10 protein-coding genes are annotated in these 15869 nt (G+C 52.2%); 8 read left to right on the top strand and 2 right to left on the bottom strand.

Translation table 11 applies throughout. The features are described 5' to 3' along the window. Positions 1-70 precede the first annotated feature (70 nt). From ACTQZS_RS05020 to ACTQZS_RS04985, 8 genes are all read left to right on the top strand, one after another. On the top strand, positions 71-1111 hold the full coding sequence (locus tag ACTQZS_RS05020; RefSeq protein WP_441474854.1) for a helix-turn-helix transcriptional regulator: 1041 nt from the start codon (positions 71-73) through the stop codon (positions 1109-1111). Then, positions 1108-2259, top strand: a complete 1152-nt coding sequence (locus ACTQZS_RS05015) for an exonuclease SbcCD subunit D (RefSeq protein ID WP_441474853.1) — start codon at positions 1108-1110, stop codon at positions 2257-2259. The genes ACTQZS_RS05020 and ACTQZS_RS05015 overlap by 4 nt, the downstream gene beginning before the upstream one ends. Beyond that, on the top strand, positions 2256-5453 hold the full coding sequence (locus ACTQZS_RS05010; protein WP_441474852.1) for an AAA family ATPase: 3198 nt from the start codon (positions 2256-2258) through the stop codon (positions 5451-5453). The genes ACTQZS_RS05015 and ACTQZS_RS05010 overlap by 4 nt, the downstream gene beginning before the upstream one ends. 153 nt (positions 5454-5606) lie before the next feature. After that, positions 5607-8015 carry a ferrous iron transport protein B gene (gene feoB, locus ACTQZS_RS05005; RefSeq protein ID WP_441474851.1) on the top strand — a complete coding sequence of 803 codons (2409 nt, stop codon included), beginning with the start codon at positions 5607-5609 and terminating at the stop codon, positions 8013-8015. Positions 8016-8194: 179 nt separating this feature from the next. Continuing rightward, positions 8195-8713, top strand: a complete 519-nt coding sequence (locus tag ACTQZS_RS05000) for a hypothetical protein (RefSeq protein ID WP_441474850.1) — start codon at positions 8195-8197, stop codon at positions 8711-8713. Positions 8714-8909: 196 nt separating this feature from the next. After that, complete coding sequence (trxA, locus tag ACTQZS_RS04995; RefSeq protein ID WP_441474849.1) at positions 8910-9224, top strand: thioredoxin; 315 nt, start codon at positions 8910-8912, stop codon at positions 9222-9224. 88 nt (positions 9225-9312) lie between these two features. Beyond that, entirely contained in the window at positions 9313-11898 is a 2586-nt protein-coding gene (locus tag ACTQZS_RS04990) for an FAD-dependent oxidoreductase (protein WP_441474848.1), read from the top strand. An 84-nt stretch (positions 11899-11982) separates the two neighbouring features. Next, positions 11983-12702: a Crp/Fnr family transcriptional regulator gene (locus ACTQZS_RS04985; protein WP_441474847.1), complete on the top strand. Its 720-nt coding sequence runs from the start codon at positions 11983-11985 to the stop codon at positions 12700-12702. 76 nt (positions 12703-12778) lie between these two features. On the opposite strand, the gene ACTQZS_RS04980 is transcribed toward ACTQZS_RS04985, so the two are convergent. After that, positions 12779-14461, bottom strand: a complete 1683-nt coding sequence (locus ACTQZS_RS04980; protein WP_441474894.1) for a LuxR C-terminal-related transcriptional regulator — start codon at positions 14459-14461, stop codon at positions 12779-12781. Between the two features lie 18 nt (positions 14462-14479). Continuing rightward, positions 14480-15844: an extracellular solute-binding protein gene (locus ACTQZS_RS04975; RefSeq protein WP_441474846.1), complete on the bottom strand. Its 1365-nt coding sequence runs from the start codon at positions 15842-15844 to the stop codon at positions 14480-14482. Positions 15845-15869: the final 25 nt, after the last annotated feature.

Below are 15869 nucleotides of genomic sequence, written 5' to 3'. Positions count from 1 at the left end.
ATATGCAGACAGAAGGGAAAGTGGGATGATATAATTTAGAAGAATACATGTTCGATTTTATGGAGGTGCTATGGCTGTACAGAGACAGAAGCTCAGAATGCTCTATATTTATTCGATTCTGCGGGAGATGACAGATGAGGACCACATCCTGTCCGCTTCGGAACTGGGGAATATTCTGAAGGGGCGGTACAATATAGAGACCGACAGGAGGAGTATATACAGCGACATCGATACGCTGAGAGAATGGGGTGCGGACATTGTCATACGGAAGGGCAGAGATCACGGGTATTTTATTGGTGAGCGTGAATTTGAGATCCCGGAACTGCGGATGCTGGTCGATGCGGTACAGGTGTCGAAGTCGATCACCGAGAAGAAATCCGGGGAGCTGATTGAGAAGCTGATCGGCTTCGTCGGAGAGCCTCAGCGAAAGCTGCTTGAGAAACAGATTATTCTGTACAACCGTCCGAAAGCAAAGAATGAGACAGTTTTCTACGTGACGGATGCCATTCACAGCGCGATCTATGAAAACCGGAAGATTACCTTTCAGTACGTGGAATGGACGGTGCGGAAGGAATATCGCTTCAGAAGAAACGGCGCCCGCTACCGCGTCAGCCCGTGGGCATTGATCTGGGATGATGAGAACTATTATCTGATCGCGTATGAAAAGGAAAGTGACATGATGCGTCATTACCGGGTGGACAAGATGATGAATCTTGAGATCGAACCTGAGCCGAGAGAGGGGAAGAATCTGGCGAAGGATTTTGATCCTGCAGTCTTTGAGAAGAAGACCTTCGGGATGTTCTCCGGGGAGGATGTCAGGGTGACACTGATCTGCGACAACCGGTTTGCGGGTGTGATCATCGACCGGTTCGGCATCGATTCAATACTGATCCCGGCGGGTGCGGACCGATTCACGGTGATGGTTCCGGTTACAGTAAGCCCTCAGTTTTTCGGGTGGCTGACAGCGCTTGGGAGCGGCATTCAGATTCTGCGTCCCGAGAGGACCAGACGTGCGTATCTGGAGTATTTGGGGCAGGTCGCGGAGCGGTATGATGCCGTGCTGGAAATTTCAGGGGAAAGGACAAGAAAGAAGGAAGGAGCGGAATCTTGAAATTTTTTCATTTATCGGATCTTCATATCGGTCTGAAGCTGATCAATCGGGATCTCGGTGAAGATCAGCGGTTTATTCTCCGGGAGATTGTTGAAAAGGCGGAGGCCGAGAAGCCGGATGCCGTTCTGATCGCCGGAGATATCTATGACAAGTCTGTGCCATCGGCAGAAGCAGTGGAGATTTTTGATGACTTCATCTCCGGGCTCCGGAAGGCGGTTCCGGATGCTGAGATTATGATGATCAGCGGGAACCACGACAGCGCGCCCCGCGTGAATCTGTTCCGGAGAATCCTGAACAGAGAGAGAATCCACATGATCGGAATTCCTCCACAGAGGGAAGAGGATCATGTGGAGCAGGTGACCCTCCGGGATGAATACGGTGCGGTCCATTTTTACCTGCTTCCTTTTGTGCGGCCCTCCATGGTGCGGAACGTAATCGGGATGAAGGAGGATGGAAGCGGATTCAGTTACGACGAGACGATACACCGGCTGCTGGACAGAGAGGAGATTGACACACGGGAACGGAATGTTCTCGTGAGTCATCAGTTCTACCTTCCGAAGGGAGCGGATGCAGCGGATGTTGAGCGCATGGATTCCGAGATCCTGACGATCGGAAATATCGACCGTGTAACGGCGGATGTTCTTCAGAGATTTGATTATGCGGCGCTTGGACATATCCACAAGCCGATGCGGGTCGGCAGTGAGTATGCGCGGTACTGCGGGACGCCGATGGCCTGCTCAGTCAGTGAGGCCGGTCAGCAGAAGGGAATTGTCGAGGTGAATCTGGGGAGGAAGGGAGAGAGGTCTGTCTCCGTTCTTCCGCTTACGCCGCTGAGGCAGATCCGCATTGTGCGGGGAGATCTGGAGGAGGTTCTCCGGCAGGGATGCGAGGATTACGCGGTTGTGACGCTCACGGATATACGGGAGGCGGATGCGCTGGATCTGCAGGACCGTATACGAAGCGCATTTCCGAATCTTCTGGAAATCAGGAGAGAGGGGCTTCCGGGTGCTGACTACCAGGTGGAATATGCAGGAGAGGCTGTCATGGACACCTATGAGCTCTGCTGTTCTTTCCTGGGCAACCCGGATGAGGGGGAGAGAAGCCTTCTGGAGGATGTCATCAATACAGTGGGGGAGGAACTGCCATGAGACCGATCAGACTTGTCATGCAATCGTTCGGGTCGTACGGACAGAGAACGGAGATAGATTTCACAAAGCCGGACCAGAATCTCTTTCTGATTACCGGAGACACCGGGTCCGGAAAGACGACCATATTTGACGCGATTGTCTTCGCTTTGTACGGAGAGGCAAGCTCAAACCGGAACCGTAAGGACGGTGAGGAACTGCAAAGCCAGTATTCTGATATCCGGACAGAGCCCTATGTGGAGCTGACCTTTTCAGAAAAGGCGGGGACCGTTTCTGAGGAGTACCGGGTGCGCCGGGTTCCCCGTCACCTCCGAGCGCTGAAGCGCGGTAAGGGAAGCCGCATGGAATCGGAATCCGTATCGCTGGAGATGCCGGACGGATCCGTATATCCGCAGAAGGAAACCGACGCGAAGCTTGTCGATATTATCGGCCTTACAAAGACGCAGTTCACGCAGGTTGCCATGATCGCGCAGGGAGAATTCATGGAGGTTCTGCGGGCGGACTCGAATAAGAAAAAAGAAATCTTCCGGAAGCTTTTCCGGACCGAAAAATATCAGAACATCGTCGATGAGCTGGCAAGGAGAAGGAAGGAGAAGCTCGCCGATATCGCAGAGGTCCGGACGGCCTGCCGTCTGGAGGCCGGACACATCGAGGTGCCGGAAGAATACGTGCGCGCCGGAGTGATACAGGCGGAAAAACAGCAGGTGATCGACGGCGACAGACTGAATGTCGCGGAAGCGGAGAGCCTTCTGGAGGAACTTTCTCTTCTGAACGAATATATGAACTCGAGGAAGGAAGAGCTGGAAAAGGATTACAGGGACTCATGTACCTCGAGAGATCTGACACGGGAAGCCTATGCGAAGGCCGAGGGAATTCTGCGATCATTCCGGCAGATGGAGGATGCGGAGAAGGTGCTGGCCGGATGCCGGGCGCATGAGGAGGAGATCCGCGCGGAAGGAGAGCTGATCCGGTCGATTCAGAATGCCATCGAGGTCAGACAGGCCTTCAGGAGCCTTCAGGAAGCTGCTCAGACGGCGGAAGAAACCGGGAAGGAGCTGAACCGGCTTGAGGCGGCGCTGCCGGATCAAAGAACGGCATATGAGAAGAAGATGGATCTGGAGAAGACGGCGGATGATAACCGCCGGCAGGAGGCGGACCGGTTTACAAAGACAAGGGAACGTGTGTCAAAAGCGAGGGATCTTTTCCGTCAGATTACGGAGGCAGGAGAAGCCGCAGCAGATCGGGAGAAGAAGGCAGCCGCATCAAATAAGGCAGCAGTCGCGGCGGAAGAAGAACGGAAGAGACTTGAAACGCAGAAGGAGAAGTGGACCGGGGAGAAATCACGTCTTGCGGATGCGGATGTGCGGTGGAATCTCTTCCGGGAGAATACTCTGACCGGATATAACCGGCTCCTCGAGGAGAAAACCAGGGTATCAGAGGCAGCGGGTGAGTATTCAGAGCAGAAGAAAACAGCGGAAAAAGCCGCGGAGGAATACAGAGATGCCTGGAAGGAGTATCAGAAAAAGAACAGTGAATACAACCAGCGGCAGACAGAGTTCCTGAACGATCAGGCAGGTTTTCTTGCCGCCAGGCTTGTCGAGGGCGAACCCTGTCCCGTCTGCGGGTCAAGAATTCATCCAGATCCTTGCCGGCTGCCGGAACGGCATACGAATCTAACGAAGGAGGATATTGACACTCTCGCGGAGGAGGTCGGGAATAGCAGCCGGATCATGACGGAGAAAGCAGCGGCTTCGAAGGCGGCTGCGGATCTTCTGGAAGAAAAAAGAAAGCAGGCGCGCGCCGGGCTAGAAGAATTCCGTAAGCATCTGATCGAGGTGATCCCGGAGGTGTCACTATCAGAGAAGCCGTCATTTATGGAGATGTCAGAAGCGATGAAGCGGTGGCGGAGGGAACTGGAAACGAAGAAGGAAGAGCTGGAGCGGTCGTATCGGAGACTTGCGGAGCTGAATCAGTCTCTGGAAGCCTGGGAGGAGCAGAGCAAAGCCCTCCTTCAGATCAAGGATGAGGCTGTTCGAAGGGCATCCGACGACAGGGCGGCTCTCGCCGCGGCGAAGGCTCAGTATCTGCAGCTGGTGGAACGCAGGGATTTCGAAACGGAGGAGCAAGCCGCACGTGTTCTTCGAGAGGCAGAGGAGAAGAGACAGAAGGCGGAGGAACGCTATCAGCTGGCAAGAGCCGGGGCTCTGAGAGCCAGAGCAGAAAAAGAAAAGACAGAGACGCTGATCGCGCAGCTTGAAAAATCTCTCCCCCTGCAGAAGAAAACAGCGGAGGAACGGGAAGAGAGTTACCGGTCGATGCTAAAGGAGAAGAAGCTGACGGAAAAGGAATGGATGACCGTTCTGGAAGAGCATACGCGTGAGGAAGCCTCCCGTCTTCAGGAGAAGATCGACCGTTTCCAGCGCGAGAGGGCAGCTGCACAGGGTGCGTTCGATACTGCCCGCAAGGCGGTCGGAGGTCAGACGAAACCGGATCTGGAGGCGCTGGGCAGGAAGAGAGATCAGGAAGAAGAGAGGTATCGCAGGATTCAGGCAGAGAGAGAAAGTGTCAGGGAGATCTTCCGGGCGGATTCTGCCGCATACCGGAAGCTTGCGTCCGTTCTGCGGGAACGAGGAAGAATCGCGGAGGAATTTTCGCGGATTGACAGCCTGTACAATCGCCTTGCGGGGAAGGTGACCGGTGCGAGAATGGATATCGAAACCTTTGTTCAGAGATATTATCTTCGCAGGATTCTGCACGCGGCGAACATCCGGTTCTCGGAAATGTCAGCGGGACAGTACGAGCTGCGGATGGTAGATGATTCGATGGCGGGAGAGGGGAGAAACCGTGGGCTGGACCTCATGGTCTACTCCTTTATCAACGGTCAGGAACGGGAGGTGCGGACACTCTCCGGAGGGGAATCCTTCATGGCAGCTCTTTCACTGGCACTCGGCCTCGCGGATCAGATTCAGGAAAGCTCCGCCTCGATCCATCCGGACATCATGTTCATTGACGAGGGGTTCGGATCGCTGGATGATCATGCCAGGGACCAGGCTGTGCGTGTTCTCAAGGAGATGGACGGCGGAACGAAGCTGATCGGCATCATTTCGCATGTGACAGAACTGAGACAGGAGATCGAGGATCAGCTGCAGGTGGTGAAGGATGACAATGGAAGTCATGTGAGGTGGAGAATCAGCTGAGCGCATGGATCCGTGGCTTATTCAGTGTGCAGTGCGATATATCGCATGGCTGTTTCCTGTATTCGTGGCTTGACTTATATAGAATCTTGTTGTAGGATTTTTACAAAAGTAAGCTTAAACTAACATTTTTACAGGAGATGAGCAGGAATTCGTATGGCAGCAAAAACTGAAAAGGCAAGCATAGAAAAAGAAAAGAGAAAGACACTGAGAGATCTGGAGATCGGTGAAACCGGGCGGATCACCCGAGTTGGAGGTGAAGGTGCGCTTCGGCAGCATTTTCTGGATATGGGACTGATTCCGGATGCAGAGGTCACGCTGGTGAAGTACGCGCCGATGGGCGATCCTATGGAGGTGAAGATTCACGGGTATGAGCTGACAATCCGGCTTTCGGATGCAGAGCAGATCGATCTGGTACCGGTGAATCGCGCGGTATCCGCGGATGACGAGGCGAAGAGAAGACGGGAAGAGCAGCGCAGATATGAGCACCCGGGACTCGGAGAGGGAGGCAAGTACCATGTGAAGGCAGGAGAGCACCCGCTCCCGGCTGACAGAACCCTGACCTTTGCGCTGGCCGGAAATCAGAACTGCGGCAAGACAACATTGTTCAATCAGCTGACCGGGGCGAACCAGCACGTGGGGAATTTTCCAGGGGTTACGGTGGACCAGAAGAGCGGGCCGATCCGGAATCATCCGAACACAAGTGTGACAGATCTTCCCGGGATCTATTCCCTTTCGCCTTATACAAGTGAAGAGATCGTTTCCCGGCAGTTTATTCTGAATGAGCATCCCACGGGCATCATCAACATCGTGGACGCGACGAATATCGAGCGGAATCTGTATCTCACGATGCAGCTGATGGAGCTCGATGTTCCGATGGTCCTTGCCCTGAATATGATGGATGAGGTACAGGGAAACGGCGGCTCCATCCACATCAACAAGATGGAGGAGATGCTTGGAATTCCGGTTGTGCCGATCTCCGCCGCGAAGAATGAGGGTATCGAGGAGCTGATCGAGCATGCACTGCATGTGGCAAAATATCAGGAGCGGCCCGGAAGGCAGGACTTCTGCAGTGAGGATGAGGACGGCGGAGCGGTACACAGATGCATCCATGGAATCATGCATCTGATCGAGGACCATGCGGAGGCAGCCGGTATACCGATGCGGTTCGCGGCAACAAAGCTGGTGGAAGGAGATCAGAGAATTGAGAATGCCCTGAAGCTGGAGCAGAATGAAAAGGAGACGATCGAGCACATCATCATTCAGATGGAAAAGGAAAGGGGTCTGGACCGCAAGGCAGCGATTGCCGATATGCGGTTTGATTTCATCCGGCATCTGGTAGATGAGACAGTAGTTAAGCCGAGAGAGAGCAAAGAGCGGCTCAGAAGTCAGAAGATTGACCGGATCCTGACGGGAAAGTACACAGCGATACCGGCATTTGTCGGTATAATGGCATTGATTTTCTGGCTTACGTTCAATGTGATCGGAGCGTTTCTTCAGGATGCCATGGCAAGGGGAATAGACGCTCTGACTGTAGTGGTTGATCATGCGATGACTGCAGCCCATGTCAACGAGGTCGTGCATTCCCTTGTCATTGATGGTATTTTCACGGGTGTCGGAAGTGTGCTGAGCTTTCTTCCTATTATTGTGACATTATTCTTTTTCCTGTCTCTTTTGGAGGATACGGGATATATGGCACGGATTGCCTTTGTCATGGATAAGCTGCTGCGGAAGCTGGGACTTTCAGGCCGAAGCATTGTTCCGATGCTGATCGGATTCGGCTGTACGGTGCCTGGTGTCATGGCGAGCCGTACGCTTCCGTCAGACCGTGACCGGAAGATGACCATCATGCTCACACCGTTTATGAGCTGTACGGCAAAGCTCCCGATCTACGGATTCTTCACCGCGGCATTTTTCCCGGGAAAAGGCGGTCTGATCATGGTCGGACTGTATTTTCTGGGAGTCCTTACCGGTATTCTTGTCGCACTGCTTTCAAAGGGCACGCTGTTCCGGGGAGAACCGGTTCCTTTTGTCATGGAACTTCCGAATTACCGGATGCCCGGCGCAAAGAGCGTTCTGCAGCTTCTCTGGGAGAAGGCAAAGGATTTCCTGCAGAGAGCATTTTCCATTATCTTTATTGCGAGCATTGTGATCTGGTTCCTTCAGACCTTTACCCCGCAGTTTCAGGTTGCGGCGGATTCATCGAGAAGTATCCTCGCGATTATTGCCGGAGGAATTGCACCGATTTTTGCACCGCTCGGATTCGGCGACTGGAGAATTTCTACAGCGCTTATTTCCGGTTTCCTCGCAAAGGAGAGTGTGGTTTCGACGTTGAATGTGCTGTTTGGAAGCACAGCTGCTCTGCTGAAGACGCTTACACCGCTGGCGGCTGCGTCGCTTTTGGTGTTCTGCCTTCTGTACACACCCTGTGTTGCAGCTATCACATCGGTTCGCAGGGAACTCGGAGGGAAATGGGCTGTTGGAATGGTGATTTTCCAGTGCGTCATTGCCTGGCTGATGTCGCTCCTGATTCACGGAATTGGTGTGCTGGCCGGGATTGGCTGAATTTAACGCGCCGTTCTTTTGACCTTGCCGGAACAGCGGCTTCTGAACAAATTGTGAAATGGAACCGGTCGGCTTGACTTTTTTTCGCAGGATGCTATATTATTATTTAACACGAATAGATAGCGTACAATTTATTCCGCGTTTAATACGAGGAATTTCCAGAAGAAGAGGAGCAGACTTTGGATAATAAGCAGAAGAGATTAGAAAGGTTAAGAGTTCTCGGAGGAATAGCGGGAGCGGTCGGTATAGGCCTGATTGTTCTTGGATTTCGTGAGGCGGGTGTCAGTACTGTAAGATACATCGGATTTCAGATGGTCGGTGCGATTCTCCTGCTTCTTGGAATTACGCCGGCGATTCTTTACCGTCAGCAATACGGGGAGATAAACGCAGCGGAGCAGAATTCTTATTCTTCCGGAGCAGAGCAGGCGCAGGAGGATACGAGCTGGATTCCTGTCGGGGGCTGGATCTTTGCGGACGTAATCGGAATCACGAGAAACCTCCGTGCAGATGCCTCTTCCGGGGTTGAGTACTATGTGATCTGCAGATATCGCGATTTCAAGGAACATGTAGAGCACACCTTCACAAGCCGTTCCATGAAGGAATATCCCGGAAAGGAGATCATTGGCAAGCGTGTAAAGGTCTTCTTTCATTCCAAGGATCCGGGAGACTATACCGTGGATCTGAATACCATTGAATGAGAATGAATCATATAAACTGAATGATAGATTGTTTTAAGATGCCGCCGGACCCGTCAGGGTCCGGCGGCATCATTTGTTTATCTTTTTTCTGTTATGTGACCTTGTCACAGAAATGTCCCGCAAGAAGGTATAGAGTAAGTGTATCAGAAAGCGTTGAATCCTATTCAAGACCCGGTCGGGCAGAAAGGAGCTTATCATGGCGGAAATAAAAATCACGAAGAATAATTTTCAGAGAGAGGTTTTGCAGGCCGGGGTACCGGTTTTGCTGGATTTCTGGGCAGCCTGGTGTGGACCCTGCCGGATGCTTTCCGGAGTTATTTCGGAAGTGGCTGCGAAGGCAGAGGGAAAATACAAGGTCGGCAAGGTAAATGTGGATGAGGAACCGGAGCTGGCATCGGCATATCGGATTTCCAGTATTCCTACCCTGCTTGTTTTTAAAGGCGGAAGGGCAGTGGCGAGCGCGGTTGGTGTCCAGCCCAGAGAGAATATTGAAGATTTGCTTGGTCTGTAACGCTGCACAGAGACAAAGAAAACAGACGGACTGTGGCAATACCCGAAGAAAAAAGTATGGTATGAAGCCGGTAGAAAAGGAGACAAAAATGAAGAAAACTGTGATTATCGGAGGAGTGGCAGCAGGCGCAGGCTGTGCTGCCCGCCTGCGAAGATTGGATGAGAACGCGGAGATTGTTCTTCTGGAGAGAGGACCGTATATTTCCTACGCAAACTGTGGGCTGCCGTATTATGTCGGAGATGTGATCAAATCAAAGGATGCGCTTCTGGTGACAAAGGAAGAGGTTCTTCGGGAGAGATTCCGGGTAGATGTAAGAACCCGGAATGAAGTAACGGCAATTGATAGGAAGCAGAAGAAGATTGCGGTGACTGATCTGGCTTCGAACCGTACGTATGAGGAGGACTACGACAAGCTGGTCATTGCGACAGGATCTTCTCCGGTGCGCCCCCGAATTCCGGGAATTGATTCGGAACGGATTTTCACGCTCTGGACAGTTCCAGATGCAGAAAAGATTCGTGAGATGGCTGCAGACGGCCGCAGCAGCAGGGCTATTGTGGTAGGCGGAGGATTTATCGGACTGGAGACAGCAGAGAATTTGCGAAAGGAAGGCCTGCAGGTCTCTATTGTGGAAGCGCTTGATCAGGTTATGGCCCCATTTGACCGGGAAATGGCAATGCTTCTGGAAGAAAATATCCGGGAGAACGGGGTGGATCTTTATCTGTCTGATGGGGTCGCTTCGTTCCGGACGGAGGAGCAGACGGTATTTGTAAAGCTGTCGAGCGGAAAAGAGCTTTCTGCGGATTTTGTGGTTCTTTCTATAGGCGTGCGCCCGAACAGTCAGCTTGCCGTACAGGCCGGGCTGGTGTGCAATGAAAGAGGAGGAATCTGCGTGGATGAGCAGCTTCATACATCGGATCCGGATATTTATGCTGCCGGGGATGTGATAGAGGTTACCGATCCGGTCTTCGGAGAGAAGACAATGATTCCGCTGGCGGGTCCGGCCAATCGGCAGGCCAGGATTGTGGCGGACAATATCGCCGGGGGAAAGGAGAGCTACAGAGGAACACAGGGAGCTTCCGTTGCCCGTGTGTTTGATCTTACGGCTGCTTCTGTCGGGGCAGGAGAAAAGAAGCTGATTCGCCGCGGTATGGTCCGGGGAAAGGACTATGAGAAGGTTGTGATCACCCAGAATTCTCACGCAGGATATTATCCCGGCGCGATTCCTATGATCCTGAAGCTGTTGTTCTCTCCGGACGGAAAGAAGATTTTTGGAGCCCAGATTGCAGGCGGAGAGGGTGTTGACAAGAGAATTGATACCATTGGGACGGTCATGCAGCTGGGAGGCGGAATCGCAGAGCTGAAAAATCTGGAACTGGCGTATGCGCCGCCTTATTCCTCCGCCAAGGATCCGGTGAATATGGCAGCTTTTGCGGCGGAAAACGTGATCCGAAAGCTGGTGGCTTTTTCTGAATGGGACGATCCCAAACCGGATGCCGGGGAGATCATTCTGGATGTCAGGGAAGAGGCGGAGAGACTTGCATGGGCTCCGGCGGAATCCGTGAACATTCCTCTGGGAGAGCTTCGAGGTAGGCTGAATGAGCTGGATCGGAAGAAATCGTATATTGTGATGTGCGCGGTTGGCGTGCGGGCGTATACAGCGGCGAGAATCCTTTCACAGCACGGGTTTGAGCATATTAAGGTTTATCCGGGAGGCACCAGACTTTTCCGTTCTCTTCATCCGGACTGCGAAGACGGGGGCAATGCCGGCAATGGAAGAGCAAAGGACCGTTTCGATGCGTTGGATGACAGAAACCCGGAAACCATGCACACAGATAGAAAAACAGGACAGGCGGAAGCGGAATCCGGCGCGAACGAGACAGAGGGCTGCAAGAAGAGGAAACAGGCGAAGCAGATCCGCATTAACTGTTCGGGGCTTCAGTGTCCGGGACCGATTATGGAAGTCTATCGCGCCATGGAAAAGATGGAAAATGGTGACCTTCTGGAGGTGACTGCATCGGATCCGGGCTTTGCAAAGGATATTATTTCATGGTGCCGCCGCACGGGGAATACACTACTGTCCAATGAGAAAAAGGGGACGGAGTATGTGGCTGTTTTGTGCAGGGGAAACAGCACAGGGTCGGCTGTGCCGGTTCCGGGAAGCAGTGTTCCCACATCCGAGGATCATGTTATAATGAATAATACACCGCAGGGAAAGACGATCATCGTTTTCGACGGTGATATGGATAAGGTTCTGGCTGCGTTTATCATTGCCAACGGGGCCCTGGCTATGGGACGCCCGGTCACCATGTTCTTCACTTTCTGGGGACTTACGGCACTGCGGAAGCCGGAGGCGCCCGGTATCAAAAAGGCACCTGCAGAGGCGATGTTTGGAAAAATGCTTCCGAAGGGGGCAGGAAAGCTGAAGCTGTCCCATATGAATATGGGCGGGGTCGGAACAGCCATGATGCGCCGGATTATGCAGGATAAGAACATTGATTCCTTAGAGGACATGATGAAAAAGGCTATGGAAAACGGCGTAAAAATTATAGCCTGCTCGATGAGCATGGATGTGATGGGGATACGGAAAGAGGAGCTGATTGACGGTGTGGAAATCGGCGGGGTCGGCACTTACCTTGGAGATGCTGAGGAGTCGAATGTGAATCTTTTCATATAATCACGGAAGCCGGAAGCGTATTTGAACCAGAAAGAGTCTGTTAGTGAGAAATGCCGGGAGAGTGTGTGAAAGGGAGCGGCGTATATGGAAAATAACGGACAGAAGCAGGATATATCTGTAAAAATGGAAATCGCAGAATTGACAGCTGCGCTGCCGTTTTGGAGCAGGCTGACAAAAGCGGAGCAGGAACTGGTTCGTGAGCATATCATACTCCGCGTTTTTGATAAAGGCAGCACGGTTTTTTCACGTGGAAGTGAGTGCCTGGGTTTTATACGTATCCTTTCCGGATCTGTCCGGACATTCCTGACGTCAGAAGAGGGACGGGAGATTACACTATATCACCTGCGTACCGGAGAGGATGATGTCCTCTCCGCGTCCTGCGTTGTGTCGCAGATTACCTTTGACACGCAGATGGAGGCAGAGGCAAGATGCCGGATTCTGATTGTTCCGGCCCATGTGCTGGCAAGACTGAAGGAGAGTAATATCTATGTCCGGTGTATGATTTACGAGCTGCTTTCAAGGCGCTTTTCGGACGTGACATGGACCTTTCAGGAAGTGCTGTTTCTGCGTATCGACCAGCGCATAGCCGCCTGGATCGTGGAGACATGTGAACAGACCGGGAGCACGGAAATCACGGTCACACACGATCAGATTGCAAAAGATATCAATTCTGCCAGAGAGGTCGTGGCGCGGATGCTGAAGCAGCTCGCTGATGAAGGAGTGATCCGCGCCGGCAGAGGAAGAATACAGGTTACAGATATTGCGATGCTGAAGAATTTGTGTATGAACTTTCGGAAGGAATAAAGGGCAGTTTTTTTCACAAGACGTTCTTATGACCGGTAATGATGCTGTAAGAGATGCTCATTACCGGCAGTTGGAATTAATCGGAATTTTCTCCGTTCATAATAGCAGCGTAACGCAGAAGCTGCTTCATAGAATTTATTCCGAGCTTGCTGTAGATATTGCGGTTATGGTAGCGGAGGGTGCTTTCCTTGATGTTGTTTTCCTCCATAATCTCTTTGGTTCCCTTTCCGGACAGATAGAGGAGGAAAATTTTCTTTTCGGTCCGTGTTAAGGTGTTCAGTCCGTTCAGAAACAGCTGATAGCTTTCCGGATCCACTTCTTTTTTACGTGCGTACACCAGGCGGGAGAGTTCCCGCTTGGCGTCATCATATTCCCTGTTCACACGGCTGAGCTCTTTGCGGGCGTTTTCTATTTCATTTTCCAACGCGGATGTTTCCGCTTTCCTGTCATTTTCTATTTCCGAGAACAGAGTAAATAGCTCAGCGATTTCGGGAATCATTTCAGCTGTGTCTGTTTGCTCTCTGTTCTTCAGCTGGTCGAGGTTTTTCAGAATCGGATTCAATAAACGCCGGCTGAAATAACGGCAGCAGAGCAGAGAGAGACAAAGGAGGACAGCGAAGATCAGAAGGACCTCGGCGGCTTCCCGAAAGAACATCCGCTGGTAATCGCACAGAGGAATGAGGATATAAGCGCGGAACCGCTCATTGAGCCCGGCAAGCTTTACCTTCTCTGTGATTCCAAGATAGGAAGTAACGCGGTCCGTACAGAGTACCTGCTTTTCGGAGAGCTTTTTGGTGACGGTCAGCGTACCGGCGGGGGCAAGGTAGTATCCGTCGGTGGTTCCGCAGGACATAGAATTTGCTGGATCAATCTTCAGAGTGCCAGAGTCCTGTCCTTCCGGAGCATTGTGAATATCTGCAAGAATGCAGGTGAGATGACTCAGGGTAGTGGGCTGGGCTATTTTCTGTCGAAAAAAGCTGTCATTCACCTCAAAGCCGCAGATGCCGATAAAAGTTCCGTCAGGAGAGAAAAGCGGAAACAGCAGGAGCAGTACCTTATCCGAGGTTCCGGGCAGGACAAAAATGTCACTGAAGCTGCAGGTGTCCGGCTGCGCGCTGCTTTTCCAGGTGTCATACCCTGGAAGGTTCTGTGTGTGAAATTCCAGGGTCCATTTCCGATGTGGCATGACATTGTTTTTCTTGCCGATTTCCGTGATTCCGCGATAGAGAAGAAGCTCAGAATCGGAGTCGGGAGAGCTTTTGCGTATATACAGGCCTGACCTTGAGCAATCCGCTCCGGTCAGGCTTGTATTGACGGTAGCGTCAAGCAGCAGAAATGCGCCGGAACTGTCTGTCTGAAGAAGCTTATCTCTTATCGTATCGAACAATAATTCCTGGAGTGCTTTCAGATCTGTTTCGGAGTCATTGATCTCCGAAAAAGAGATATGTCTTCCGTTGAGGTAGTTCCGGATCTGTTCTGTAACAGAAAGCGACATCTGAAACCCAGTTGCCTCCAATGTCTCAAACTCGGAAGAGATATCCTGTGAAAAAACAGTCATCTGCATTTGCAGGGAAGAACGAAAAGTGTTCCTTTGCCTCAGCGCGGTAACGATGACGGACAGTCCGATCAGGAACGCAGCCATCAGAAGTACGGCGAGAAGAAACATATACTGGAAGAGCTTATAGCGCAAGCTGTTCCTTTTCCTGGTCAGTTCGCTGCTTTCTCCTGGTTTACGATGTAAAAAAGAGAAAAATGTCATTTTCACAGACATCTCCTTTCAGTTTTCCGGAGGCCCCAGGCAGGAACAGAACTGCTCCCAGGTTTCAAGCTCAAGGGTGTCCGGATCCTCGCCGTCGAGATAACGTTTGTTCAGGGAAGTCTGCATAGAACGAAGCGTGTCATAAAGATGGTTGGTTTTTTCGATAAACCCGCTGTCCGAAGGGAGCGGAACAAAATGGCAGGTGTTCTTCACGACCCGGATGGCGTTGTATACAGAACGATAGGAGGGGCTCTGAAAGCGGTAGCTGTCGATTGCCTGGAAAGCTTCTTCTGTTACCGGAAAATAGCCGGTCTTCGCCGCAAAATCCAGATTCCGTTCGCTCTCTGTCAGCCAGTGAACAAAAACGGAGGCGGCTTCCGCCTTCAGGCTGTCTGTCTTGAGGGCGCAGATGCCGCAGCCGGTCTGTGGAGCCAGTGGAGCGGAGGCGGCTTCCGGCCGGTCCGATACGGGAAGAGGAAGCACCTTCAGATTCATGGGCTCGGTTGTGTTGTCAGAATAGGTAACGATGTCATTAAAGTACAGAATGGCTGCGCTGGAACCGGTACCGGCAGGAACCTCGCCGGTCATCATCTGTGTATTGGCGTAAAGATCAGAGACGATGATGTCCCCTCTGATCAGTGCATCTGCAAACAGCTTCCAGGAACTACGAAGCACCGGATCGGAGCAGTCGTAACAGCCGTTCTTTATGATCTGCGTTCCTCCCATTTCGCGTGCGCTGAGATCTACATTCTGCACCAGGTAATCAAAAGCGCAGAAGGGCTTTCCCTTCGACCATTCCCTGTATTTCGCTGCCGTGCGGAAAAAGCCGTCCCAGGTTCGGAGGCTGCTGTAGGTGATGCCGGTATCCTTCTGAAATCGCTCAAACTCCGTTCCATTTACATAAAGAAGACGGGTGGATTTACAGACAGGAAAGACGCAGAGGCGGTTCTGCAGGATTCCTTCGTCCACAAAAGCATCCACATAGGAATCCAGCTCGTCCTGTGAAAAAAATTCCGACCAGTCAACCAGATTCTCCGGCCCCAGAAGAGAAGCCGTTCCGGGGTAGCACAGAAACAGGTCGGGCATGGTGCCGGCGCCGGGCTTTCCCTCCTGCGCTGCGAGAAGCTGTTCTCCGATCTCGGAAGCATTCGACATCCGGGTCACGTTGATGACAATCCCTTTTTTCATACCGATGGTTTCATTAAATTGCTGCACCAGAAGATTCATCGGAGAGTCTACCTGTTCTCCGTACACATGCCAGAAGGTGAGCGTTACCGGGTCCGATGGATTCAGGCGGCTGCCCCCCGAGCAGGCGGACAGGAGCGGCTGACCGATCAGCAGCAGCATGGTGAGGAGTAAAGAAAAAATTGAGTGCTTTTTCATACGCATATACCTGTGAATCAATCTT

The sequence above is a fragment of the Bilifractor sp. LCP19S3_H10 genome, from assembly GCF_052119185.1.
GTDB lineage: Bacteria > Bacillota > Clostridia > Lachnospirales > Lachnospiraceae > Bilifractor.
The sequence above is the reverse complement of the archived record's forward strand: the minus strand, read 5'-3'. Positions and strand labels throughout refer to the sequence as shown.